The sequence below is a fragment of the Pedobacter sp. SAFR-022 genome (assembly GCF_051965375.1).
GTDB lineage: Bacteria > Bacteroidota > Bacteroidia > Sphingobacteriales > Sphingobacteriaceae > Pedobacter.
The window spans coordinates 76,105-97,229 of sequence record NZ_JBQCME010000008.1 but is presented as its reverse complement, the minus strand read 5'-3'; the positions used below and the strand labels follow the sequence as shown (position 1 = coordinate 97,229).

At 43.6% G+C, this 21,125-nt stretch carries 23 protein-coding genes; 9 read left to right on the top strand and 14 right to left on the bottom strand.

All coding sequences use genetic code 11. The features are described 5' to 3' along the window. Window positions 1–18: 18 nt before the first annotated feature. Complete coding sequence (lptB, locus tag ACTHQF_RS16170) at window positions 19–753, bottom strand: LPS export ABC transporter ATP-binding protein (RefSeq protein ID WP_440431813.1); 735 nt, start codon at window positions 751–753, stop codon at window positions 19–21. A gap of 8 nt (window positions 754–761) precedes the next feature. Further along, window positions 762–2,462: a single-stranded-DNA-specific exonuclease RecJ gene (recJ, locus tag ACTHQF_RS16165; RefSeq protein ID WP_440431811.1), complete on the bottom strand. Its 1,701-nt coding sequence runs from the start codon at window positions 2,460–2,462 to the stop codon at window positions 762–764. Window positions 2,463–2,612: 150 nt separating this feature from the next. Between recJ and ACTHQF_RS16160 the strand changes: the two genes are divergently transcribed. Beyond that, window positions 2,613–3,377 (top strand): MBL fold metallo-hydrolase, encoded by a 765-nt coding sequence (locus tag ACTHQF_RS16160; RefSeq protein WP_440431809.1) that lies wholly within the window; start codon window positions 2,613–2,615, stop codon window positions 3,375–3,377. On the opposite strand, the gene ACTHQF_RS16155 is transcribed toward ACTHQF_RS16160, so the two are convergent. The 4 genes from ACTHQF_RS16155 to ahcY form a co-directional block, all read right to left on the bottom strand. Further along, window positions 3,378–3,779 (bottom strand): response regulator, encoded by a 402-nt coding sequence (locus tag ACTHQF_RS16155; protein ID WP_440431808.1) that lies wholly within the window; start codon window positions 3,777–3,779, stop codon window positions 3,378–3,380. A gap of 114 nt (window positions 3,780–3,893) precedes the next feature. Next, complete coding sequence (gene gcvP / locus ACTHQF_RS16150; RefSeq protein ID WP_440431806.1) at window positions 3,894–6,770, bottom strand: aminomethyl-transferring glycine dehydrogenase; 2,877 nt, start codon at window positions 6,768–6,770, stop codon at window positions 3,894–3,896. A 72-nt stretch (window positions 6,771–6,842) separates the two neighbouring features. Continuing rightward, a complete protein-coding gene (locus ACTHQF_RS16145) occupies window positions 6,843–7,562 on the bottom strand; it encodes a pyridoxine 5'-phosphate synthase (RefSeq protein WP_440431804.1) in 720 nt (239 codons plus the stop codon). Between the two features lie 192 nt (window positions 7,563–7,754). After that, window positions 7,755–9,071, bottom strand: a complete 1,317-nt coding sequence (gene ahcY, locus ACTHQF_RS16140) for an adenosylhomocysteinase (RefSeq protein WP_440431802.1) — start codon at window positions 9,069–9,071, stop codon at window positions 7,755–7,757. A gap of 462 nt (window positions 9,072–9,533) precedes the next feature. Here ahcY and ACTHQF_RS16135 point away from each other — a divergent pair, with 462 nt between their 5' ends. Next, complete coding sequence (locus ACTHQF_RS16135) at window positions 9,534–10,337, top strand: hypothetical protein (RefSeq protein WP_440431800.1); 804 nt, start codon at window positions 9,534–9,536, stop codon at window positions 10,335–10,337. A 122-nt stretch (window positions 10,338–10,459) separates the two neighbouring features. Here ACTHQF_RS16135 and ACTHQF_RS16130 read toward each other — a convergent pair whose 3' ends face one another. The 5 genes from ACTHQF_RS16130 to ACTHQF_RS16110 form a co-directional block, all read right to left on the bottom strand. After that, window positions 10,460–10,657 carry a hypothetical protein gene (locus ACTHQF_RS16130; protein WP_440431799.1) on the bottom strand — a complete coding sequence of 66 codons (198 nt, stop codon included), beginning with the start codon at window positions 10,655–10,657 and terminating at the stop codon, window positions 10,460–10,462. A gap of 139 nt (window positions 10,658–10,796) precedes the next feature. Beyond that, window positions 10,797–11,729 carry a DUF5777 family beta-barrel protein gene (locus ACTHQF_RS16125; RefSeq protein ID WP_440431797.1) on the bottom strand — a complete coding sequence of 311 codons (933 nt, stop codon included), beginning with the start codon at window positions 11,727–11,729 and terminating at the stop codon, window positions 10,797–10,799. Window positions 11,730–11,736: 7 nt separating this feature from the next. Next, window positions 11,737–12,282, bottom strand: a complete 546-nt coding sequence (locus ACTHQF_RS16120) for a YceI family protein (protein WP_440431795.1) — start codon at window positions 12,280–12,282, stop codon at window positions 11,737–11,739. 12 nt (window positions 12,283–12,294) lie between these two features. Next, window positions 12,295–12,648, bottom strand: a complete 354-nt coding sequence (locus ACTHQF_RS16115; protein ID WP_440431793.1) for a c-type cytochrome — start codon at window positions 12,646–12,648, stop codon at window positions 12,295–12,297. A 5-nt stretch (window positions 12,649–12,653) separates the two neighbouring features. Continuing rightward, window positions 12,654–13,520 (bottom strand): COG4315 family predicted lipoprotein, encoded by an 867-nt coding sequence (locus tag ACTHQF_RS16110; protein WP_440431791.1) that lies wholly within the window; start codon window positions 13,518–13,520, stop codon window positions 12,654–12,656. A gap of 169 nt (window positions 13,521–13,689) precedes the next feature. On the opposite strand from ACTHQF_RS16110, the gene ACTHQF_RS16105 reads away from it, so the two are divergent. Together ACTHQF_RS16105 and ACTHQF_RS16100 are read left to right on the top strand one after the other, a co-directional pair. Next, entirely contained in the window at window positions 13,690–14,262 is a 573-nt protein-coding gene (locus ACTHQF_RS16105; protein ID WP_440431790.1) for an RNA polymerase sigma factor, read from the top strand. Beyond that, the gene (locus ACTHQF_RS16100) at window positions 14,259–15,446 is read left to right on the top strand and encodes a hypothetical protein (protein WP_440431788.1); all 1,188 of its coding nucleotides are present in this window, start codon (window positions 14,259–14,261) and stop codon (window positions 15,444–15,446) included. Before ACTHQF_RS16105 ends, ACTHQF_RS16100 begins: the two co-directional genes overlap by 4 nt. 208 nt (window positions 15,447–15,654) lie before the next feature. Here the strand turns inward: ACTHQF_RS16100 and ACTHQF_RS16095 are convergent, their stop codons facing one another. Then, complete coding sequence (locus ACTHQF_RS16095) at window positions 15,655–16,020, bottom strand: hypothetical protein (protein WP_440431786.1); 366 nt, start codon at window positions 16,018–16,020, stop codon at window positions 15,655–15,657. A gap of 360 nt (window positions 16,021–16,380) precedes the next feature. Here ACTHQF_RS16095 and ACTHQF_RS16090 point away from each other — a divergent pair, with 360 nt between their 5' ends. The 3 genes from ACTHQF_RS16090 to ACTHQF_RS16080 all read left to right on the top strand — a co-directional run bounded on the left by ACTHQF_RS16090 (window position 16,381) and on the right by ACTHQF_RS16080 (window position 17,408). After that, on the top strand, window positions 16,381–16,611 hold the full coding sequence (locus ACTHQF_RS16090) for a hypothetical protein (protein ID WP_440431784.1): 231 nt from the start codon (window positions 16,381–16,383) through the stop codon (window positions 16,609–16,611). A gap of 68 nt (window positions 16,612–16,679) precedes the next feature. Next, window positions 16,680–16,886, top strand: coding sequence for a hypothetical protein (locus ACTHQF_RS16085; protein WP_440431782.1), 207 nt, complete (start codon window positions 16,680–16,682; stop codon window positions 16,884–16,886). Window positions 16,887–16,997: 111 nt separating this feature from the next. Continuing rightward, the gene (locus ACTHQF_RS16080; RefSeq protein ID WP_440431780.1) at window positions 16,998–17,408 is read left to right on the top strand and encodes a BrxA/BrxB family bacilliredoxin; all 411 of its coding nucleotides are present in this window, start codon (window positions 16,998–17,000) and stop codon (window positions 17,406–17,408) included. A 279-nt stretch (window positions 17,409–17,687) separates the two neighbouring features. Here ACTHQF_RS16080 and cdaA read toward each other — a convergent pair whose 3' ends face one another. Both cdaA and folP read right to left on the bottom strand, forming a co-directional pair. Next, window positions 17,688–18,485: a diadenylate cyclase CdaA gene (cdaA, locus tag ACTHQF_RS16075; RefSeq protein ID WP_151154077.1), complete on the bottom strand. Its 798-nt coding sequence runs from the start codon at window positions 18,483–18,485 to the stop codon at window positions 17,688–17,690. Window positions 18,486–18,508: 23 nt separating this feature from the next. Beyond that, complete coding sequence (folP, locus tag ACTHQF_RS16070; protein WP_440431778.1) at window positions 18,509–19,366, bottom strand: dihydropteroate synthase; 858 nt, start codon at window positions 19,364–19,366, stop codon at window positions 18,509–18,511. A 55-nt stretch (window positions 19,367–19,421) separates the two neighbouring features. Between folP and ACTHQF_RS16065 the strand changes: the two genes are divergently transcribed. After that, on the top strand, window positions 19,422–19,964 hold the full coding sequence (locus ACTHQF_RS16065; RefSeq protein ID WP_440431776.1) for a DUF1599 domain-containing protein: 543 nt from the start codon (window positions 19,422–19,424) through the stop codon (window positions 19,962–19,964). A gap of 9 nt (window positions 19,965–19,973) precedes the next feature. Next, a complete protein-coding gene (locus tag ACTHQF_RS16060) occupies window positions 19,974–21,125 on the top strand; it encodes a BT_3928 family protein (protein ID WP_440431774.1) in 1,152 nt (383 codons plus the stop codon).

The following is a 21,125-nucleotide window of genomic DNA, read 5'->3' as shown; positions in this document are numbered from 1 at the left end:
GTTTAATATTTGGTTAGTTTACAGCGTTTTTTTTCGTAATACAAAATTAGATCCCAGGTAAACTTTCTTTACCATCTCGTTGGCAGCCAGTACTTCCGGTGTGCCTGATTCGAGAATTTTCCCCTCGAATAACAGGTAAGCCCTGTCTGTAATGGAAAGTGTTTCCTGAACGTTGTGATCTGTGATTAATATACCGATATTTTTTTCTTTTAATCTGGCTACAATGGTTTGAATTTCTTCTACCGCAATTGGATCGACACCAGCAAAGGGCTCATCCAGTAATATGAAATTAGGGTTGGCCGCAAGGGCTCTTGCAATTTCTGTACGGCGCCTTTCACCACCGGATAAAAGATCGCCCCGGTTTTTCCGTACTTTATGCAGGCTGAACTCGTTAATCAGCTCTTCCAGCTTTTCATGACGTTCTGCTTTATTCAGGTCGGTCATCTCCAAAATTGCCATGATGTTATCTTCTACAGACAACTTGCGGAATACTGAAGCTTCCTGTGCCAGGTAGCCTATTCCTTTTTGTGCTCTGCGGTACATGGCATCCTTGGTGATGTCTTCGTCTTCTAAAAAGATCTTTCCCTCGTTCGGCTTAATTAAACCTACAATCATATAGAAAGAAGTGGTTTTACCCGCACCGTTCGGACCCAGCAGACCAACAATTTCTCCTTGACTCACGCTGAAAGACACGTCATTAACAACGGTCCGCTGTTTATATTTTTTTATTAGATGCTCAGCTCTTAATATCATTTATCTTCTTAATCAGTGTTGATTCCCTTAATGTTCAGCTGTATGCGGTGCTGATCTTTCCAGATGTTCTCCTCTATGGTATAACACATAGAAAATGGTTTTCCTTGCATTAATATATGTTCATATTCAGCAAGACCAAAGCCAATACAGTCAAAAATAGGCGAATTTTGTTGTTTTACACTTAATTTGATATGATTGTCACCTACGATGAATACCCTGCCAACCAGTTCCAGGCCATGACTCACAAATACAGGCGCCATGTTTCCAGGCCCAAAAGGAGCCATTTGCGCAATGATGCGCTGGAATTTAGCAGTGATTTGATTTAAATGAATTTCGGTATCAATACCAATTTCCGGGCATAACATCTCCTCGGTAATCGTTGCGGCAACGGTTTGTTCAAAACGTTCTGAAAACTTGTCAAGATTTTCTGGTAACATAGACAATCCGGCGGCAAACTTGTGTCCGCCGAATTGTACCAGCAAATCTGAACAGCTTAGCAGCGCTTCATAAAGATCAAATCCAGGTACGGAGCGTGCCGAACCGGTTAGATAGCCGTTCGAGTGCGTTAACACGATGGTAGGCCTGAAGTACGTTTCCGTCAGCCTGGAGGCTACAATTCCAATTACGCCCTTGTTCCATGCTTCATTGTAGACCACCGTTGTCTTTTTGTTCATCAGGATCTCACAAGTGCCGATCAGCTCCAGCGCTTCAGCGGTAATGTTCTGATCAGAGGTTTTCCTTTCCGTGTTCTGCAGGTTTATCAACAGGCTTTGCACATCTGCACTTTCTTTTTCCTCGCAAACCATCATTTTCACCGCTTCACGTGCATGATCCATCCGGCCTGCAGCATTGATCCGTGGCGCCAGCGTAAATACAACGTCCGTAAGGGTGAAAGATTTTTTTCTGCCGGTGGTTTCCATTAACGCTTTCAATCCTGTACATGGATTGTTATTAAGCTGTATCAACCCATGGTAAGCCAGGATCCGGTTTTCGTCCACCACAGGCACGATGTCTGCCGCTATGCTCACCATAACCAGATCCATATACTTCTGGTAGCATTCGGCGCCCAACCCACGTGTCATGCAATATGCCTGTGCAAGTTTAAAACCAATGCCACAACCCGCAAGTTCTTTGAAAGGGTAGTTGCAGTCGGCACGTTTCGGATCAAGTACCGCTACCGCGGAGGGCAATGTAGGCCCTGGCAGGTGGTGGTCGCAAATGATGAAATCGACGCCAAGCGTATTCGCATAGTCGATCATTTCAACAGACTTGATACCGCAGTCTAAGGCTATAATCAGGGTAAACTGGAGCTCCGCGGCATAGTCTATGCCCTGTTTAGATATTCCGTAGCCTTCTTTATGGCGGTCGGGGATGTAGTATTCGATCTCAGTTGTAAACTGTTTGAAGAAGCTGTAAGCGAGTGTCACCGCTGTTGTGCCATCTACGTCATAATCGCCGTAGATCAGAATGCGCTCCTGTGACGCGAGTGCAAGGTCAATTCGCTCCATTGCCTTGTCCATGTCCTTCATCAAAAAAGGGTCATGCAGGTCTTTTAGTGAAGGCCGAAAAAAATACCGGGCTTCATCAAAGGTTTTAATGCCTCGCTGTACAAGCACTCCAGCAAGGCTTGGGTCTATATTCAACTGTTGTGCAAGCAAATCTCTCGTTTCCTTATCGCCTGCTACGGCCTGCACCCATCTTTTTTTCATTTGCAATAGTATTGTTTAGCTCAGGTCAAGAACATGCGATTACCGCAATAAAAAGCCTGCATCTTCGCTAAGCTATTGCGGTTTCTTATCTTTGCAGCCTGATTCGTAAAGATATCATTAATTATTCTTCTTATTAAATATCTACATCCATTGAAAGTTTTCACCTTAAATGAAGGATCCTATTCTGTAGATGCTTCCAAAAAATTCGTTCCATTTAATGCGGATACCGACAATCCGAAAGATCGTAAAGGCTCTTTATTTATACATGTCCAGCCTTTTCTGGTTCAGTTAAATAACTCTTTGTTGTTATTGGATACCGGACTTGGTTATAGCGACGAACAAGGGCAGCTGATTCTCCATAACAACATTAGAAAAGCTGGTTTTAACCCCGATGATATCGAATATGTATTGATGTCACATCTTCATTTTGATCACGCAGGGGGGATGATCCACCGGGTTGGTGAGGAGATGGAACTGAGCTTTCCGCATGCGACCTACTTAATTCAAAGGGGTGAGTGGGAGGGTGCTTTTACCAATGCCTCTTCCTCGTACAAGCCGGAGATCTTTGAATTTCTACAGCGAAACGCACAGCTGGCATTCCTGGATGAAAGTGGCGTTTTCAATGAGCATATTCAATTTGAACTAACGGGTGCTCATACACCTTATCACCAAACATTCCTTATTAGCGAAGGGGAGGAAAAGGTCTTTTTTGGAGGGGATGTATTGCCCGAGCCAGAAGAGTTGCAACGTAAGTTTATTGCTAAATATGACTACGATGGGCGGAAAGCGATGGAACTTCGGGATGAATATGGAAAGAAGGCTGCTGCAGAAAACTGGAACTGTTTATTCTACCATGCTAAAACTAAATCCACAGGTTACATCAAGTACAACGAAGGACAGTTTACAATTATCTAATTAGTCGGCCAGGCTGTCAAATAATTCAATAAGGCGATTGATGGAAAGGGGTTTAGAGATAAATCCCTTTACTGTTTTATAGGTTTTTGCTTTTTCAATATCATTCTCATAAACGGAGCTGGAGAGCATATACATATCAACACGTTGTGATATGCCCAGGTGATCATAAGCTTCCAGAAATTCCCATCCATTAAGAACGGGCATGTTAATGTCGATCAATACCAATTGCGGAAAACGCTCGTTGTTTTCAGATAACGAACGAAGATAGTCGATTGCGAGTTGTCCATTTGTCTTGGCAACCATGTTGATGTTATAGCCCGTCTTTTCTACAATTTTCTTTATAATAAAGATGTTGATATCATCATCATCAATCACCAGCAAATCTATTTTTGAATCCATCATTGATATTGAAAACAGGAATTGGTATAATGTTTAAATATATAAATTAGATGCGAAATTGATTAAGATAGTTAAAAAAAGGGCCATTCGTAATAAATGGCCCTCATTTTTTAAACTTTAAACAAGTTCTTCCGAGTAACTCTCTATCGGGGGACAAGCACATACCAATGACCTGTCGCCGTAAGAATCATTAACACGTCCAACTGCTGGCCAGAATTTATGATCTGCTACATATGGCAATGGGAAGGCTGCCGTTTTCCTGCTGTAAGAATGTTCCCATACATCGCCTGTAACCGTTACTGCGGTATGCGGTGCATTTTTTAAAGGATTGTCTACCTTATCAGATACGCCACTTTCTACTTCAGATATTTCTTTTCTGATGCTGATCATCGCTTCGCAAAACCTGTCAAGCTCATGTTTAGGCTCGCTTTCTGTTGGCTCAACCATCAGCGTTCCAGCAACCGGGAAGGATACTGTCGGCGCATGGAAACCATAGTCCATCAAGCGTTTTGCGATATCAACCACCTCTATACCAAATGCCTTAAAGGCTCTGCAATCCAGGATCATCTCATGCGCACAACGGCCCTGACTTCCAGAGTACAACACCGGATAGTGTTGTTCCAGACGAGCTTTCATATAGTTTGCATTAAGAATAGCATATTTTGTTGCGGCAGTTAGTCCTTCTCCACCCATCATAGCAATATAAGCATGCGAAATGATCAGGATGGATGCGGAACCCCATGGAGCAGCAGAAACCGCGTGAATAGATTTTTCATTGTTAATATCTACAACGGCGTGGCCAGGAAGGTATTTTACCAGGTGCTGTGCAACACCGATCGGGCCCATACCAGGACCGCCACCCCCGTGAGGGATACAGAAGGTTTTATGTAAGTTCAGGTGACATACGTCAGCACCAATGTTTGCAGGCGAGGTTAAACCCACCTGAGCATTCATGTTCGCGCCATCCATATAAACCTGCCCGCCATTTTCATGAATCACATTACAGATCTCGATAATGCTTTCCTCGAATACGCCGTGGGTAGATGGGTAAGTAACCATTAAGCAAGACAACACCTCTTTGTATTGTTCTGCTTTCGCTTTAAGGTCGTCCACGTCGATATTACCATTCTCCAATGATTTCACCACGACGATCTTCATGCCCGCCATTGCTGCAGAAGCAGGGTTGGTACCATGTGCTGATGAAGGAATCAACGCTACATTACGGTGGTGATCACCTCGATCCTGATGGTAAGCACGAATGACCATTAATCCCGCATATTCGCCCTGGGCTCCCGCATTTGGCTGCAAGCTCATCGCTGCAAAGCCGGTGATTTCACTTAACCATTTATTAAGCTCATTGAAAACGGAATAATAGCCAAGTACCTGATCCGCTGGTGCGAAAGGGTGTAATCTTCCAAATTCAGCCCAGGTAACCGGGATCATTTCAGAAGTTGCATTCAGTTTCATGGTACATGAACCTAGTGGAATCATGGAATGAGTCAAAGAAAGGTCTTTGCTTTCCAATGATTTAATATATCTAAGCATTTCGTGCTCAGAGTGGTGACTGTTGAAAACCGGGTGGGTCAGGTATGCTGATGTACGTTGTAGTGCAGCAGGAATAACGGTATTGATATTTTCCGTTACAACTTCTACACGATCAGCACCAATACCTTTTACTTTCGAGAAGATCTTAGTTAAGAGCTTAACATCTTCAAGGGAAGTCGTTTCATCTAAAGCGATGGTTACGATATTACCCTGATAGTTCAGGTTGATCTCGTTGTCAATACATTCGCGGTGAATGGAATCTTTAAGATCACCAAGATCAAGCTGAATGGTATCGAAATAAGCTTTGTTCAATTGTTTGTAGCCAATCTGCTCCAATGATGCTGCAAGCGATATCGCTAAACCGTGTGTGCGTTCTGCAATAAGCTTTAAACCTTTAGGACCATGGTAAACAGCATAAAAACTTGCCATAATCGCCAATAGCGCTTGCGCGGTACAGATGTTTGATGTGGCTTTATCTCTACGGATGTGCTGCTCTCTGGTTTGGAGCGCCATACGTAAAGCATAGTTGTTATTGCTATCTATCGTTACACCGATGATACGGCCTGGGATAGATCTCTTATATTCTTCTTTGGTGGCGAAGTAGGCGGCATGTGGACCACCGAAGCCCATCGGTACGCCTAAACGTTGACTGGTACCAACCACGATGTCGGCACCCCATTCACCTGGAGGCGTAAGCAGTGTTAAGCTTAGTAGATCCGCTACAACGGTCAACTTAACGTTATTATCGTGTGCCAGGCCAGCGAATGCAGTATAATCAAATACTTCACCATTGCCTGCCGGATATTGAACGATCGCGCCAAAGAAGCCATCGCTAAGATCAACAGATTCATGGTTGCCGATAACCAGTTCAATACCAAAAGGATTAGCACGGGTTTTAAGAATGTCTATAGTTTGTGGGAAAACCAGTTCAGACACAAAGAATTTCTTTGCCGACTGGTTTTTTCGCAAGCTATATTGCATAAACATGGCTTCCGCAGCAGCTGTACCTTCATCAAGTAAGGAAGCATTAGCGATCTCCATTCCGGTAAGGTCGAGCACCATGGTCTGGAAATTCAGCAATGCCTGTAAACGGCCTTGCGCAATTTCAGCCTGGTAAGGCGTGTACTGGGTGTACCATCCTGGATTTTCCATCACGTTGCGCAGGATCACTGCAGGCGTGATGGTGTCGTAATAACCTTGCCCGATATAAGATTTAAATACCTTATTAAGAGAAGCGGTTTGTTTCAGACTTTCAAGATACTCCTTCTCAGATTTCGCTGCAGGCAAATTCAAAGCTTGTTTCAATCTGATTTGCTGCGGTACGGTCTGTTCAATGAGCTCATCAAGAGAACCAACACCAATAGTGGATAACATGGCATCAGTATCCGCTGAATTGGGCGCAATATGACGGTCTTTAAAGTCTTCTTTATAATTAATATTTAAGCTCATGATAGCAATAATAAGTTGCCGCAAAGGTAGCTATTTTCCAACCCATACGCAACGTAATTATTGTTTGTAAGCTTAGTTTGACAATTGCCGTAAATACAGCTGAATGGTGTTTTCCAGGCCTAAATACAGGGCGTCGCTGATCAGTGCATGGCCAATACTTACTTCCAGTAATCCGGGGATGTTTTCGGAAAAATACTTCAGGTTATGCAGGTCCAGATCATGGCCGGCATTGAGGCCTAGTCCTAATGCATTCGCAGCTTCAGCGGCTACAACATAAGGCTTTATGGCTTCCTCTTTATTCTTAAAGAAGTCATGCGCATATGCTTCTGTATAGAGCTCAATACGGTCAGTGCCCGTTAGGGCGGCAGCCTCAACCATTTCAGCGATAGGATCTACGAAAATAGAAACCCGGATACCGGCTTCCTTAAACATCGCCACCATGTCTTGTAAGTAGGATTTATGGGTGATGGTGTCCCAACCGTGGTTGGATGTAATTTGTCCTAAAGCATCTGGTACCAGGGTGACCTGTGCAGGTTTATTGGCCAATACAAGATCCACGAATTTTTGCTCACTGCAATTCCCCTCAATGTTGAATTCGGTGTTGATCACTGCTTTAAGATCAAAAACATCCTGATAGCGAATATGGCGTTCGTCTGGTCTTGGATGAACCGTGATGCCTTCTGCGCCGAAGCGCTCGCAATCCAGTGCAACTTTAACCAAATCCGGGTTGTTACCACCGCGACTGTTTCTCAGCGTTGCAATCTTATTGATGTTTACAGATAGTTTTGCCATGCCCAAATATAAAGTTAATCGTGAAGAATAAACAAGCAGCGTAGCTCATGGTTTTCAGCCAGCTTGCAACGCAGTAGGGGTACTGGCTGCTAAAGCGCTTCCCATTAAACACTTCGTGGTGTAAGATGAAAATGTTAACTCACAAAAAAGGGGAAACCGAAGTTCCCCCTTTTCCAAAAGATATGGATCGAATTAGTATCTGTAAGTGTCTGGTTTGAATGGACCTTCAACTGCAACACCAATATACTCTGCCTGATGTGGATCAAGTACATCCAGTTCAACACCAATTTTAGCAAGGTGTAAACGGGCAACCTTCTCATCCAGATGCTTAGGCAAGGTATATACTTTGTTTTCGTATTTACCAGGGTTGGTCCAAAGTTCAATCTGTGCAAGGGTCTGGTTAGTGAAAGAGTTAGACATTACAAAACTTGGGTGACCAGTTGCGCAACCTAAGTTCACCAAACGGCCTTCTGCCAATAGGATGATGTCTTTACCATCAATGGTATATTTATCCACTTGAGGTTTGATTTCTACTTTTGTATCACCATAGTTCTCATTTAACCAGGCAACATCAATTTCATTATCGAAGTGACCAATGTTACAAACGATCGCCTTGTCTTTCATTAATTTGAAGTGTTCAGGACGAACGATGTCGCAGTTACCAGTCGTGGTCACAATAATATCTGCTTCTTTCACAGCGGTCATCAGTTTTTTAACTTCATAACCTTCCATTGCAGCCTGTAAAGCACAGATCGGGTCAATTTCGGTAACGATAACACGAACGCCTTGTGAGCTTAAAGATTCTGCAGAACCCTTACCCACATCGCCATAACCGCAAACAACGGCTACTTTACCAGCCATCATCACGTCAGTAGCACGACGGATCGCATCTACCAATGACTCACGGCAACCATATTTGTTGTCAAATTTAGATTTGGTAACAGAGTCATTCACGTTAATTGCAGGTAAGTGCAGGGTACCGTTTTTCATACGCTCGTATAAGCGGTGAACACCAGTTGTCGTTTCTTCAGATAATCCTTTGATTTCAGCAATCAGTTCAGGGAACTTGTCAAAGACCATGTTGGTTAAATCACCACCATCATCAAGGATCATATTCAATGGTTTCTGCTCTGGACCGAAGTGTAAGGTTTGCTCAATGCACCAATCAAAATCCTGCTCATTCAAACCTTTCCAGGCATACACCTGAATACCAGCAGCAGCAATTGCAGCGGCAGCATGATCTTGAGTGGAAAAGATGTTACATGAAGACCAGGTAACTTCAGCACCTAGTGCAACTAAGGTTTCAATTAAAACTGCTGTTTGGATGGTCATGTGAAGGCATCCTGCAATGCGCGCACCTTTAAGTGGCTGCGAAGGACCGAATTCTTCACGCAAAGACATTAAACCTGGCATTTCTGCTTCAGCTAATCCGATTTCTTTGCGGCCCCATTCTGCCAGTGAAATGTCCTTAACTTTATAAGGAACGTAAGTTGTCTCTACTGATGACATATTGAATTGTTTTAAGTTCTTGTTTATAGGTAGTTAGCGGATCGTTAAAGCTTTTTAAAATTATAAAGTCCAGCTAGAAAAGACCTGCTAATTATTTACAAAAGTAGGTAATAGTTTAAGCAAATTCAAAGAAGCAATAACATGCTGTGTGATAAGGATTTTAATTTGACATAAAACGATTATGCTTCTGCTTTCTAAATAGGCTCCCTGATCCTCGTTTGCCATTAAATATTTTTATTATCTTCAAAGCTTTTGTAATTAACGCTCAACTTCATGCCAATTTCCGGGTGCAATAACCTTTTTAATCGCTTATGACTTCATACAAAACCATTCTTCTGGCTGTAACTGCTATGCTCTTGCTATGGTTATCGGGCTGGATATTCAACCATTTCAATCCCTACGCCGGTATTCTGCTGGGCATTGCAACACTTATAATCCTGATTAACTATATAATAAAACAATATGATAAGAAATATTAGTATCGCGCTTCTGGTGGTTGCAGCCGCCTTAATTTTAACCATATCATCCTGTGAAAGGGTTGCACCCAACTATGTGGGTGTTCTGATGGAAAATTATGGAAAAGCAGGTAAAGCAGATTTTAGTACTACAAAGGGCAGGGTAAACACGCTGTATCCTGGAACTGAACTGTTCCAGGTGCCTTTATTTGAACAACGGGCGAAGTTTGATGATCCATTAAGCCTTAAAGCGGCAGATAATACCGCTTTTCAATCAAATCCCACTTACAGTTATGCCGTTATAGAAAGCCGTGCAGTGGACGTGGTTTTCCAGAATAAGCAACTGGGTTCTGGTGAGGACTTCATGCGTGCACTTGAAGACAATATTCTGGAAGCGAAAATTTATGACATCATGAAGGAAGAAAGCCGGAAGTTTACCACGGATAGTCTGATGGCAAATGGAGGTTCGCTGCGCTTTGAAGAACGTGTGCAAAATCTGGTGGAAAAAGAGTTTAACAACAGGGGATTAAATCTGACCACCTTCTCCAGCCAACTTGAATTTAGCGATAAAGTAACCAAGAAAATTGATAACCGTAATGAAGTAAATACAAACGTATCCGTCTTGGATCAGCAGATCATTGAACAGCGTAAACGAAACCAGCTGGCTGAGCTAAAAGCTTTGGAGAATAAAATTATTTCTTCAGGAATTACGCCTGAGTTGCTTCAGCAACAAGCGATCGAAAAATGGGACGGTAAGTTACCTTCCACCTGGTCAGGCTCTTCTCTGCCATTCGTAAAAACCGTGAAATGATTTCTGGGAAATGCTACCCCCTGGATGGCATGCAGCTTACACCTGCATGCCATCCAGGATAATGTATAATGAAAAAGAACCTTGAACTTCTCAGTAGCCCTTCCAAAACAAAAGATAGTGATCTATCCTTTTCTGGTTTTGAGTAATCGCTCAGCGACACAGTAAAAGGTGACTGCAAAGCCCATTACGATCCACCAAATTGCAACGTATTTGGAACTAAAGTAGCCCCAGTCTTGAATGTTCCAGGAACCATTTTTTAAATAACCAAAGCCCATTCCGAAGGCGAATACCAGAGTGTATAAAAGTATAAGTTTTTTCATTTCAATGTCAAAACTCAAATATACACATTTTCTCACTTTTTCATAGTTTTTGGATTTTTCTTTACTGGTAAGATCTTGTTTGCTAAATGATTATGGGAGCATTACTGCTCCATCAAAGTAAGCTTAAATAGCTGTGGTTTTAATCCTTTCCTAGCGTAAACCTTCTGGAAATTCCAAATCCCCAGCGGTATTGACCTTTGGTCCAGCTGCTGGTCGTCTCGGGAATAAACTGCACCTCCTGTATCGCTGTGGCATTGGTGAAATTCAGATGGAAGACGTGACCACCAGTTTCAATTTCCAGTCCGACGCCCAGAGGATTGTAAAATTTCCTGTTCCCCACCTGTTCCAGGTAGGTTTGATCTTCTTGGTTTCTAAAAGGGAGAAAGTAGTCGATCACTACAGCCATGCGCTTGCTGATCTTAGCCCGGCCACCTGCGCCGATAGCAAAAAGATCATTTTGGTCCCGGAATACCGTGAAATTGCGGTGCACATAGGTTGGTGTAATCACAATAGAGAAGTTGCTGTTGAACTTTCGGGCAATGATCATTTGTGCCACATAGTTTAGCCGATCCTGAAAGTTTTCATAGGCTGTCGCCGAACTGGGATCTTCGCGGTTTGCCCGCACTGCAGCAATGGTGCTGCTTCCAAACAGGGTTACCGCCACAGGAATATGTTCATTTACGGTTTGTTCCAACAACCTGAACTTCAAACTGCCTTCATACAATTGCTGCACTGTTGTGGCACCCTTTGCACGGGCGAAGCCGGCCGTAAGGCGGTCGGATATGCCATACTCAAAACCAATTCTAATGTCGGTGGAATTGTCAAGGCCAAAAAACTGCCTTAATCCCCCATTGCTTCCTGCAATATCTCCAAAGCGGTGGTCTACCTTAAAATCCAGTTCGTTCTTGTGAATGGTCTCATTTGTATGTCCATTGATGAGCCGGGTGGACTTAAAGGTTGCGCTCACCTTTTCACGGGCTCCGCTTGTACTGAGCAGCTCTTTCTCCAGCTCAACCTGTCCATAACCATAAGTGGCACTTAGCATCAGCGCCATAAATATCTTTTTCTTCATGTGCATTTTACTTTTTTGGTTGATATAGTGCCTGTATCCGTACCTCAACGATTTCGGCGATGTTCTTGAATACCAGGCTTGGAATTTTGATGTTGTGGTCGGCAACCTTCACCTTAAACACCGATTTTGCGGTTGCTACACCGTTGTTCACAACGATCTCGGCCACACTCCGATAGTCTTTCGTAACCCCGTGAACAGTGAGCTTACCACTTACGTGGACGTTGTAACTGCCATTTTTACTTACATCAATGGGCTTTTCGAGCTTGCCTTTAAACTCAGACACCGGGTACTTATCAGATTCCATGTAGTTCTCATTAAAGTGTTCCTGCATCAGCTTTTTCTTAAACCGAAACGAGGTGTTGGGTACTTTAAAAATGATATCACCGGTGTTTGCATTGATGGCAGAGCTACCCAGGCTGCTTTTGCCCTCAATATCTTCCAAAATAGTACTGGAGAAGAAAGAAACCGCAGCATTATTGCTGATCAGGATGTTCTGTGCCTGAGTAACTACATTAAACAGGCTACATATTATAATTAAGGGGATGAATTTCATGGCTATTCGTGATTATTGTTCAGGCATTCCGTCTTCAAACCATTTACTTAAGGATTGCAGTTCTGCAGCGGATAAGCTTCCATTGGGAGGCATACGCTTGGTGACAATCACGGCCTGTCTGATCCGTTCCGCATTCGCGGTTACAGAGGTATAGCCGTTGAAAGTGAATGCAGCGGCTGCGGGATTTCCCGGAGCGTGGCAGCCGCTGCATCTGGTTTGAAAAAGCGCCTGAGCGAAGTTATTGTAGGTTACTTTTTGTGGTTCGGGCTGTTCTGGGGCAAGTTCTTCAGCCTGGTTCTTGCTGCAACTCGCCAGCAGCAAATAGATCATGGTGATGGCAAGGAAAATACGAAAATGCTTGTTCATAGGACTTAGTTTTCAAGTGCTGGAGAATTGAGCGTTAACACCGGCCATACACCTGGTGCAGGTACACTGACGCCTTTGGTTTCGCCTCTTTTGGTGTCTGGGCCGTAATAGTACAATGGGTGACCTTTGAACGTAAGCTGTTTTTTACCAGCAGATGTAATTTCCATCACCATGTTTTCCGTGATTACAGATGGCAGCACCAGCTCTGAAGATCCGTAGATCGGCCAGATCGCATCGTTGGAGAGATCATCCTTGGTCCAATTGTTTTTGTTGAAGGTATCTGGTGCATAAGCATAGAGCGTCCGGCCCGCACCATCAGTAAGATATCGCGTAATGCCTGTGCCTTCTTTGTTATCTGCGCTGTAGTTCTTGCCATCCTCACCAACCAATTGCGCCTCTCCAAGCATGATCGCATAATTGCTCTTCGCTACGAACCAGTTGTCATCGATGCCGTCGCCCTTTACTTCGCTGCTTGTTGCATCCTGTGCATAATAGTACAATGGCCAGCCTTTATAGGTCGTCTGCTTTTTACCATCTGCACGGGTGATCGTTGCAACATCTGCAGCGGTCAGGCCTGCCGGCAAAGTAGCATCGTCGGCATAAAATACTGGCCACACAGCCTCACAGCCTTCGATACATTCAGATGTCCCTTTAACATCCGGCGCAAAAAAGTAGAGCGCTCTCCCGTTTCCATCCGTCAGGATGTCACCAAAGGTGGTGTTCGCCGAAATCTTCAATATAATTTTTTTGCCATTTGCTGGCGGTTCGCCACCCGGAGGTGTGTCGGGGCCGTCGTTTTTTGAACAGGACGACACGAGTATGATCGCCAGAATAGACAAAAAACGCAGCGCATTTTTGTAGTTGATTAACATGGTGCTCAGTTTAAGATTGACAGTTAGGTTTATTGTTGAGGTTACGCTGCTGCAGTCCTTAAGGTTGCCCGGATTGCAGATATTTTATTTTTTGTAATCCAGGCAACCTTATTCGGGTTTTGGACGTATACGCCTCAGATACGGCATATTTTAAAAGTATATTTATAGGGTGCAGGCAATCATCAAAGGATGTATTCAGAAAGACAGATCCAGTCAGTATCTGCTCTATAAGGAATTCTATAGCTATGGAATGGGTATATGTCGGAGGTATGCGTTAAATGAATTTGACGCGGGCGATGTGTTAAATGAGGGTTTTCTAAAGGTGTTTACCCATATAGACAAGTACGATGAATCCAAACCCTTCAAAACCTGGCTTGCAAGGATCATTACCAATACTGCAATCGACAAATACCGGCTGAACTTAAAGTTCAGTAATCATGACGATATCAACGATCATATCCATATTGGTCAGGAAGCGGCTATACACGCGGATTTAGCTTATAAAGATCTGTTGATCATGATTCAAAGTCTGTCGCCAGCCTACCGGATGGTTTTTAACCTTTATGCCATTGATGGCTATACCCATGAGGAAATTGCAGAATTGCTGAATATTTCTGTCGGCACATCGAAGTCAAACCTATTTAAGGCACGACAGAAATTGCAGGAAAAGCTGCTGGCTTTTGACAAGAATAATGACAGTATAGGTGGGGAGGCGATGCAGCAAATAAATAAACACGAATGAAAAAGGACAATGAAATAGATCAGTTATTTAAACGGGGGATGGATGATCCGGATATCCCTTTTAACGCGCTGGACTGGGAAAAGATGGCAGAAAAGCTAGCTGCCCGCGAGGCCAGTAAAAGGCGTTTGCTTTGGATCTATGCCGGAGCTGGGATTGCCGCGGCTTTGTTACTGGTTATGTTCCTGTTTTTGTCTGATCAAACGGCCCCAATAGATCCGGCTAAAGATTTTAATGCTAAAGCTAAGCCTGGCAGGACCGATAGAAACTCCGCGCCCTTAGGTCCAATGAAGCCTTCTGACGAAAAGAACAAGTTAGGTACTCTGCCTCCACAAACCTATGCAAAGAACGCTCGCCGTACAGCCCGGCCGGCGAATCCGCAATTGAACCGACCAAAAATCGCGGCTTCGGAAAAGGAAATCCCAATGCTGTACGGGGTTTCTCAGCCTCAGATACGATCCAACATCGAGTTAAGGGAAAAGAACAAGGATCTGCTCATCGGCCTGGAGCTTGTGCAGCAAAGCGGGCAAATTGTAGCTGCGGGACAAAAGGCTGACCGGAGGGTGGTGGGTGTTGAAAATTTTGGTCCTAGGCCAGGAAAGATTACCCTTTCCTTGTTGGCTGCCCCCGATGTTACCGATTCCAGAACCAGTATAGGTACCAAGATCAGCGCTAACTTTGGCCTCCTGGTCACCTATCCAATAAGCAAAAAGCTTAGTGTATCCAGCGGTGCAATATATGCCCGGAAATTATATGATTACGGCGGTACTCTTAGCTCCGCATACGGCGAAAGTGCAAGGCCCTGGGCCTTGAATGCCGATTGCTTTGTAATTGATGTGCCTGTAAATGTAAATTACCAGCTCTTGAGGAAAAAGAATTACAGTGTGAGCGTAAACTCCGGACTTTCAAGCTACTTTATGCTTAAAGAAAAGTACAAGTATAGGAATACTGGTCCGGATGGGGTAGAACAGACTACCGCATTAGAGATCAACAATCAAAATCAGCATATTTTCGGTGTTGCCAATCTTTCTATAAGTGTCGATCGAAAAGTGTCGGATAAAGTCAGCATCGGTGTACAGCCGTTTTTAAAGTTGCCTTTGACGGGCATTGGTTATTACGACTATAATCTAAGGTCACGGGGTATAGCCGTTTCACTTAGCGTAAAACCATTTGGTACGAAGAAGTAGTCTGCTTTTGTAGAACTAGTTCTGCTCGTAACTAAACTCTTGTAAAAAGCGCTCTGTGATATTCGGATTTTTGATTTTTACAACTTCGTTCTCCATGACGCAAATAACCCTGTATCCAGCATGCTGGCATTTTTCAATGAATCGGTCACTAGGATTTTTATGAAGATCCAGCTTGTAAAGCTTATTTTGGGTATTGATAAAGACGATTTTATACATGAGCTTCTGAAATTTGATGTTTACGCTCCTCATACTCAAGAAGCATATTGTATCGCTCCAGCAGATCCAAGTACTTTTCTCTCCAAATGTCGAACTCTTCAACATCAGGGGCCACTGCTGGTTCAGCTTTTTGTTTAGTCCTGAAGTCTTCGGAGGTAAAAAGATCAGGAAATTCAATTGAAAAGTCATGGTCAATGACACGCCCAATCCGGTGGATGATGTCGGGCTTAAGTTTGGGCTTCATAAACCAGTTGTACACCGATCGTCTGTTTACTCGTGCCAGCCTTGCTACATCGGTTAAAGAATGTCCCTCTCTTCTGATTACTTTCTCGATGGTGTTTCCGTGGTGTAGTGGCATTTTACTCAACTTTTTAAAAAATTTTACAATACTTGATTATTCGACTTGTACAAAGCCTCCGCAAAGTGTTGCTTTTTTCCCCATCGCTTTTTCCTTTCGGACGAATGGATACTGAGTTTTAACCACCATGGAGGGCCTTAATGTCTTATTTGGTTTTTTACAAGCAGTATACTGCAATTGGCAGTCCTGCTTTAGGCCCAGTGTGTTCCCTGGTAAGTGCTTGACGCTAATTCGGAAGAAAAGCGCAATTGGCACGGGCGTTTGTTGCAATAGAAACACCGTATTCTCAGTATGGAAAAGGGGGTTTAATGGGTTGTCAGGCTCTATAAATTTGAACTCTTTTGTTCAAACCGCGATTTTATGTACAGACTTATCTATTTAGAACCCGATGCCGGTTATAGATCCTTTGATTCCGATAATGGTGCAGAGATCCACGCAAATGCAGAACAGCTTCGTAAACAGAAAATCCTGGTGATCTGTGTGGTCGATTATGCGAGGCAATCCATTAAGCAAAAATGCACCGATTTCAACAATCATTGCGACAGCATTGATGGAATGATTTTCGATCCCTTGTATGTGACTCAATTTTAAGTTAAGTAATCAATTTCTCCTGAACTACAGGATCTGTTTTGCCGTTTAAAGCGGAAAAGTTTTGCAACATGTACAGAATTATCTATTTCGACACCCAGACGGGCTACCGGAAGTTTGACTCAGACGATTATGATATCATTGCAGAACAGCACATGAATTTAAAGAAACATGGCTGTAAAATAATCTGCATCGTAGATTACAGTGCGAGCGTGGTACTAAACAAATGCCCTGATTTTAAAGCGCATGTGCACGAAGTTGAACGCCTGGTTAATTAGCCCAGCGTAATATAAAGGTAAAAACACCTGGATCATTGCCGATTAGCTTTGATGCCAGAACCTTGTACGCTATCTTTGATTATAATTTAAGAACCTTTTAAAAATTAAGATATGTATCCAGAATATTTGGTAGAACCAATGCGTGCAGAATTAACCAACGTAGGTTTTCAGGAATTGAAAACTCCAGAAGAAGTAGATTCTGCTATCAACAGCGAAGGAACCGTGTTCGTAGTCGTTAACTCTGTTTGTGGTTGTGCAGCTGCTAATGCGCGCCCTGCGGCAAAGATGGCTGCTTCGAATGAAAAACATCCAGACAAATTGGTTACTGTTTTTGCAGGTATGGAGAAAGATGCAGTAGATAAAGCAAGAGCATACATGATGCCTTTCCCGCCATCTTCTCCTTCAATGGCATTATTCAAAGATGGTAAGTTGGTTCATATGATTGAGCGTCATCAGATTGAAGGCCGTCCGGCTCAAATGATTGCCGATAGCTTAGTTGGTGCTTTTGAACAATATTGCTAATTAAAGATTAAACGCCTTATCGCGTTGAAAGGACCGCCATTGGCGGTCCTTTTCTTTTTGGTGTCTATTCATAACCTTCAGTTGTTCGATTAAGTACAAACAAGGTCTTAGCCTGGGCTTCACAAGGGGTTGACTAGTCGGAGGCCATGTCAAGGCCTTGTCAACCCCCTGTCAACCCCCTGTTAACCCCACGTTAATGGGCTTAATGGTCTTGGCTAATCTACAGGATGAGTACCTGATGGTGAAATGTTTAATGGAGGGGGGGTAAGTGCCTGAAAATCAAAAATCTTTGTTCAGCAGTTTTTCAAGTTCGCCAAAGGATACATTCATCCTTACCCGACCTTGCTTAGCATAGGCAATTTCGCCCGTTTCTTCGGAAACGATTACGGCAACTGCATCGGTGTTTTCTGAAATACCGATTCCTGCCCGGTGGCGCAAACCAAACTGCGGAGGCAAAGTATCATTGTCTGTTAAGGGGAGGATACAGCTTGCGCTTTTAATCTTATTCTCCGAAATAACCACAGCGCCATCATGCAAGGGGCTATTTTTCTGGAAAATACTTTCGAGTAATCTTTTGGAGATCCGGGAGTCGATGGTTTCACAGCTGTTCGCAAACAGCTGATCATCGTAATATTTCACAAATACGATAAGTGCACCGGTCCGGCTCTTTTTCATGCTTTTACAAGCTTCAATAATTGGCCGGATGCGAACCAAATTGTTCACTTCTATCGTTTTACTACCGAAAAGGTAACCCCACCACGCTTTATTCTTCTGTAGAAAGGTGTTCTTCCCGATAAGCAGGAGGAACCGCCTTATTTCGGGTTGGAAGATGATGATGAGTGCGATGATGCCGACATCCATGAACTTCTTGATGATTGTTGATAGCATGTTCATGTGCAGCTTATCCACAACGAACCAGAAGATCAGGATCATGAACATCCCCAGAAGCAGGTTTACGGCGAGCGTGTTCTTGATCAGACTATACACATAGTAGATCAGCATGGCAACCAGAAAGATGTCTACGACATCCGTTGCAGTGATCTTTATGAAATCGAAATCAAAATCAAAACCTTTCATTCTGGCAATTTAAGTAAAATATATCAACGGCGTTGTGTGCGCTCCACCAACTTTATACACTCCAAAGCAGGAGTAGCATCGTGTACACGCAAGATGCTGGCACCTTTTTGCAACGCAATAGTATGGAGTACAGTGGTTCCATTCAGGGCATCTGCCGGATCAACCTTCAGGAACTTGGAAATCATGGATTTACGTGAAAACCCGACAAGATAGCTCAAGCCAAATATTTTAAGATCTTCCAGATGGTTCAGCAATTCATAACTGTGATCTCGTGTTTTTGCAAATCCGAAACCGGGATCCAGGATGATATCCTTAACGCCCAATGCCCGGAGTTGTGCGATTTTTTTGGCAAAGTAATCCACGACTTCTAATACGACGTCATCGTAGGCTGCCTCGTATTGCATCGTTTGCGGCGTACCCTTCATGTGCATGAGGATGTAAGGAACGTTTAGCTTGGCCACCGTTTCAAACATCCGCTCGTCGAGCGTGCCGCCTGAAATGTCATTAATGATGTGTGCGCCAGCCTCTACACTTGCCTTAGCAACCGCCGCACGGAAGGTATCTATGGATAAAACGGCTTCAGGATACCTCGCCACTAAAGCTTCTACTACAGGTACAATCCGGTCCAACTCTTCCTGTTCGCTTACATCGGCCGCACCCGGGCGGGAGGAATAGGCACCAATGTCGATCATTGTTGCACCGGCATTCAGGAAATCCCCGGTTTTTTGTAGCGCTTCTTCAACAGAGGCGGTGCGGCTGGCTGAATAGAAAGAGTCGGGGGTGATATTGAGAATTGCCATCACCTGCGGTGTACGCAGATCAAACAATCTGCCCTTGATGTTGAGTGTCGTCTTTCGGTTTAAAAATGTATCTTTAGCCATGTTTTGATGCAAAAATACAGTATTAGAACAGCTTTAGACTAAATTTTTCATTGTTTTGGCAAAAGATACCTCATTAGAATACGACGAAGTTATTGCGGTTTGTAAGTCGCTTTTTCTTAAAAAAACCAAAGATTATGGTACCGCCTGGCGCATCCTCCGGTTGTCGTCCATTACCGACCAGATTTTCATCAAAGCGCAAAGAATTCGTACGCTGGAAGAAACTAAAGTTAATAAGGTCGGCGAAGATATCACCTCGGAATACATTGGCATTGTAAATTATTGCGTCATTGCGCTGATGCAAATGGACCTGAGTGCCGAAGATCCAAATGAACTGGATGTTACCTTAGTGCAAAACCTATTTGAGAAGCACGTGAACACGACCAAGGAGCTGATGTTTGCGAAAAATCATGACTACGGAGAGGCTTGGCGCGATATGCGGATCAGTTCCTTAACAGACCTGATCTTGATGAAGATCTTACGCGTGAAACAGATTGAAAATAATGCCGGCCAAACAGTGGTATCTGAAGGTATTGCGGCAAACTACCAGGATATGATAAACTATGCTGTTTTTGCGTTGATAAAGCTGGGGCTGAAATAAACCATTACCATGAAAAACATCGCTTTGAACTTTTCCCGCGGATTCGTAGGACTGCTTTTTATACTATCTGGCTTGATCAAGGCTAATGATCCGATGGGATTTGGCTATAAATTGCAGGAGTATTTCGATGTTTTTCATATTCCCTTCTTAGGCGAATTTGCCACTGGTATCGCCATGCTGCTTTGTGTGGTGGAGATTGTGCTTGGTGTTCTGTTGCTTTGTGGCTTCTGGAGTAAACAGGTGACGCTCGCATTACTGATAACCATCATCTTTTTCACTTTCCTGACTTTTGTCTCTGCCGTATTTAAGGTTGTTACTTCCTGTGGCTGCTTTGGCGACGCAATTCCATTAACGCCATGGCAATCCTTTGGAAAAGATCTGGTGCTTTTGCTAATGATTATCTATTTATACCTGAACCGGACCAGAATTGTGCCTATTACAAAGACTTCAAAGCCGGCAATGGCGATCCTGATTGTAGTTACAGCACTATCCTTTGCTTTTACGTTATACACCTATTACGCGCTTCCGATCGTAGATTTTCTGCCTTATAAAGTTGGGAACAACGTGCCGGAACTCATGAAAATTCCGGCGGGAGAAAAGGGTGATGAGTTTGAGATTGTGTATCAGATGAAGCATAAAGGCAGTGGTGAAACCAAGTCTATGAACGACAAAGACTACATGAAGTCCGGGATCTGGGAGGATGAAAGCTGGGAGATCATTGGTGATCCGGAACGTCGCCTGGTAAAGAAGGGTTATGAGGTGAAAATAAAAGATCTGAACATTTCTGATGCTTCGGGCACTGATTATACTAAAGAATTGATCGAGAATCCTTACTACAACCTGGTTGTGGTGGCCTATGATCTCCGAAAGACCGACACTGCTTCCTTTGGGGCCATTAATGCGCTGGCATTGAAGGCTGCAGAGGAGTTCAATGTTCGTACGGTGCTGCTTACCTCGAACGCTGCACAGGATGCACAAGCGTTTAGCCAGCGGCACAAGCTGTTCATAGAAGTTTTTTATGCAGACGCGGTGCCTTTAAAAAGCATGGTACGCTCCAGTCCAGGTTTACTTTTGTTTAAAAATGGCGTTGTTGTGGACAAATGGAGTGCGGCTTTTCTGCCGGATTATGAAGAATTAAAGCAGCAATATTTCAATAAATAA

Excerpts from the sequence above, each read along its gene's own strand:
- lptB (WP_440431813.1), bottom strand. The coding sequence starts at position 753 with ATGATATTAAGAGCTGAGCATCTAATAAAAAAATATAAACAGCGGACC.
- ACTHQF_RS16155 (WP_440431808.1), bottom strand. The coding sequence starts at position 3,779 with ATGATGGATTCAAAAATAGATTTGCTGGTGATTGATGATGATGATATC.
- ACTHQF_RS16110 (WP_440431791.1), bottom strand. The coding sequence starts at position 13,520 with ATGTTAATCAACTACAAAAATGCGCTGCGTTTTTTGTCTATTCTGGCG.
- ahcY (WP_440431802.1), bottom strand. The coding sequence starts at position 9,071 with ATGTCATCAGTAGAGACAACTTACGTTCCTTATAAAGTTAAGGACATT.
- gcvP (WP_440431806.1), bottom strand. The coding sequence starts at position 6,770 with ATGAGCTTAAATATTAATTATAAAGAAGACTTTAAAGACCGTCATATT.
- ACTHQF_RS16060 (WP_440431774.1), top strand. The coding sequence starts at position 19,974 with ATGAAAAACATCGCTTTGAACTTTTCCCGCGGATTCGTAGGACTGCTT.
- ACTHQF_RS16100 (WP_440431788.1), top strand. The coding sequence starts at position 14,259 with ATGAAAAAGGACAATGAAATAGATCAGTTATTTAAACGGGGGATGGAT.
- ACTHQF_RS16095 (WP_440431786.1), bottom strand. The coding sequence starts at position 16,020 with ATGCCACTACACCACGGAAACACCATCGAGAAAGTAATCAGAAGAGAG.
- ACTHQF_RS16145 (WP_440431804.1), bottom strand. The coding sequence starts at position 7,562 with ATGGCAAAACTATCTGTAAACATCAATAAGATTGCAACGCTGAGAAAC.
- ACTHQF_RS16080 (WP_440431780.1), top strand. The coding sequence starts at position 16,998 with ATGTATCCAGAATATTTGGTAGAACCAATGCGTGCAGAATTAACCAAC.
- ACTHQF_RS16115 (WP_440431793.1), bottom strand. The coding sequence starts at position 12,648 with ATGAACAAGCATTTTCGTATTTTCCTTGCCATCACCATGATCTATTTG.
- recJ (WP_440431811.1), bottom strand. The coding sequence starts at position 2,462 with ATGAAAAAAAGATGGGTGCAGGCCGTAGCAGGCGATAAGGAAACGAGA.
- ACTHQF_RS16130 (WP_440431799.1), bottom strand. The coding sequence starts at position 10,657 with ATGAAAAAACTTATACTTTTATACACTCTGGTATTCGCCTTCGGAATG.
- folP (WP_440431778.1), bottom strand. The coding sequence starts at position 19,366 with ATGGCTAAAGATACATTTTTAAACCGAAAGACGACACTCAACATCAAG.
- ACTHQF_RS16135 (WP_440431800.1), top strand. The coding sequence starts at position 9,534 with ATGATAAGAAATATTAGTATCGCGCTTCTGGTGGTTGCAGCCGCCTTA.
- ACTHQF_RS16085 (WP_440431782.1), top strand. The coding sequence starts at position 16,680 with ATGTACAGAATTATCTATTTCGACACCCAGACGGGCTACCGGAAGTTT.
- cdaA (WP_151154077.1), bottom strand. The coding sequence starts at position 18,485 with ATGAAAGGTTTTGATTTTGATTTCGATTTCATAAAGATCACTGCAACG.
- ACTHQF_RS16090 (WP_440431784.1), top strand. The coding sequence starts at position 16,381 with ATGTACAGACTTATCTATTTAGAACCCGATGCCGGTTATAGATCCTTT.
- ACTHQF_RS16120 (WP_440431795.1), bottom strand. The coding sequence starts at position 12,282 with ATGAAATTCATCCCCTTAATTATAATATGTAGCCTGTTTAATGTAGTT.
- ACTHQF_RS16125 (WP_440431797.1), bottom strand. The coding sequence starts at position 11,729 with ATGAAGAAAAAGATATTTATGGCGCTGATGCTAAGTGCCACTTATGGT.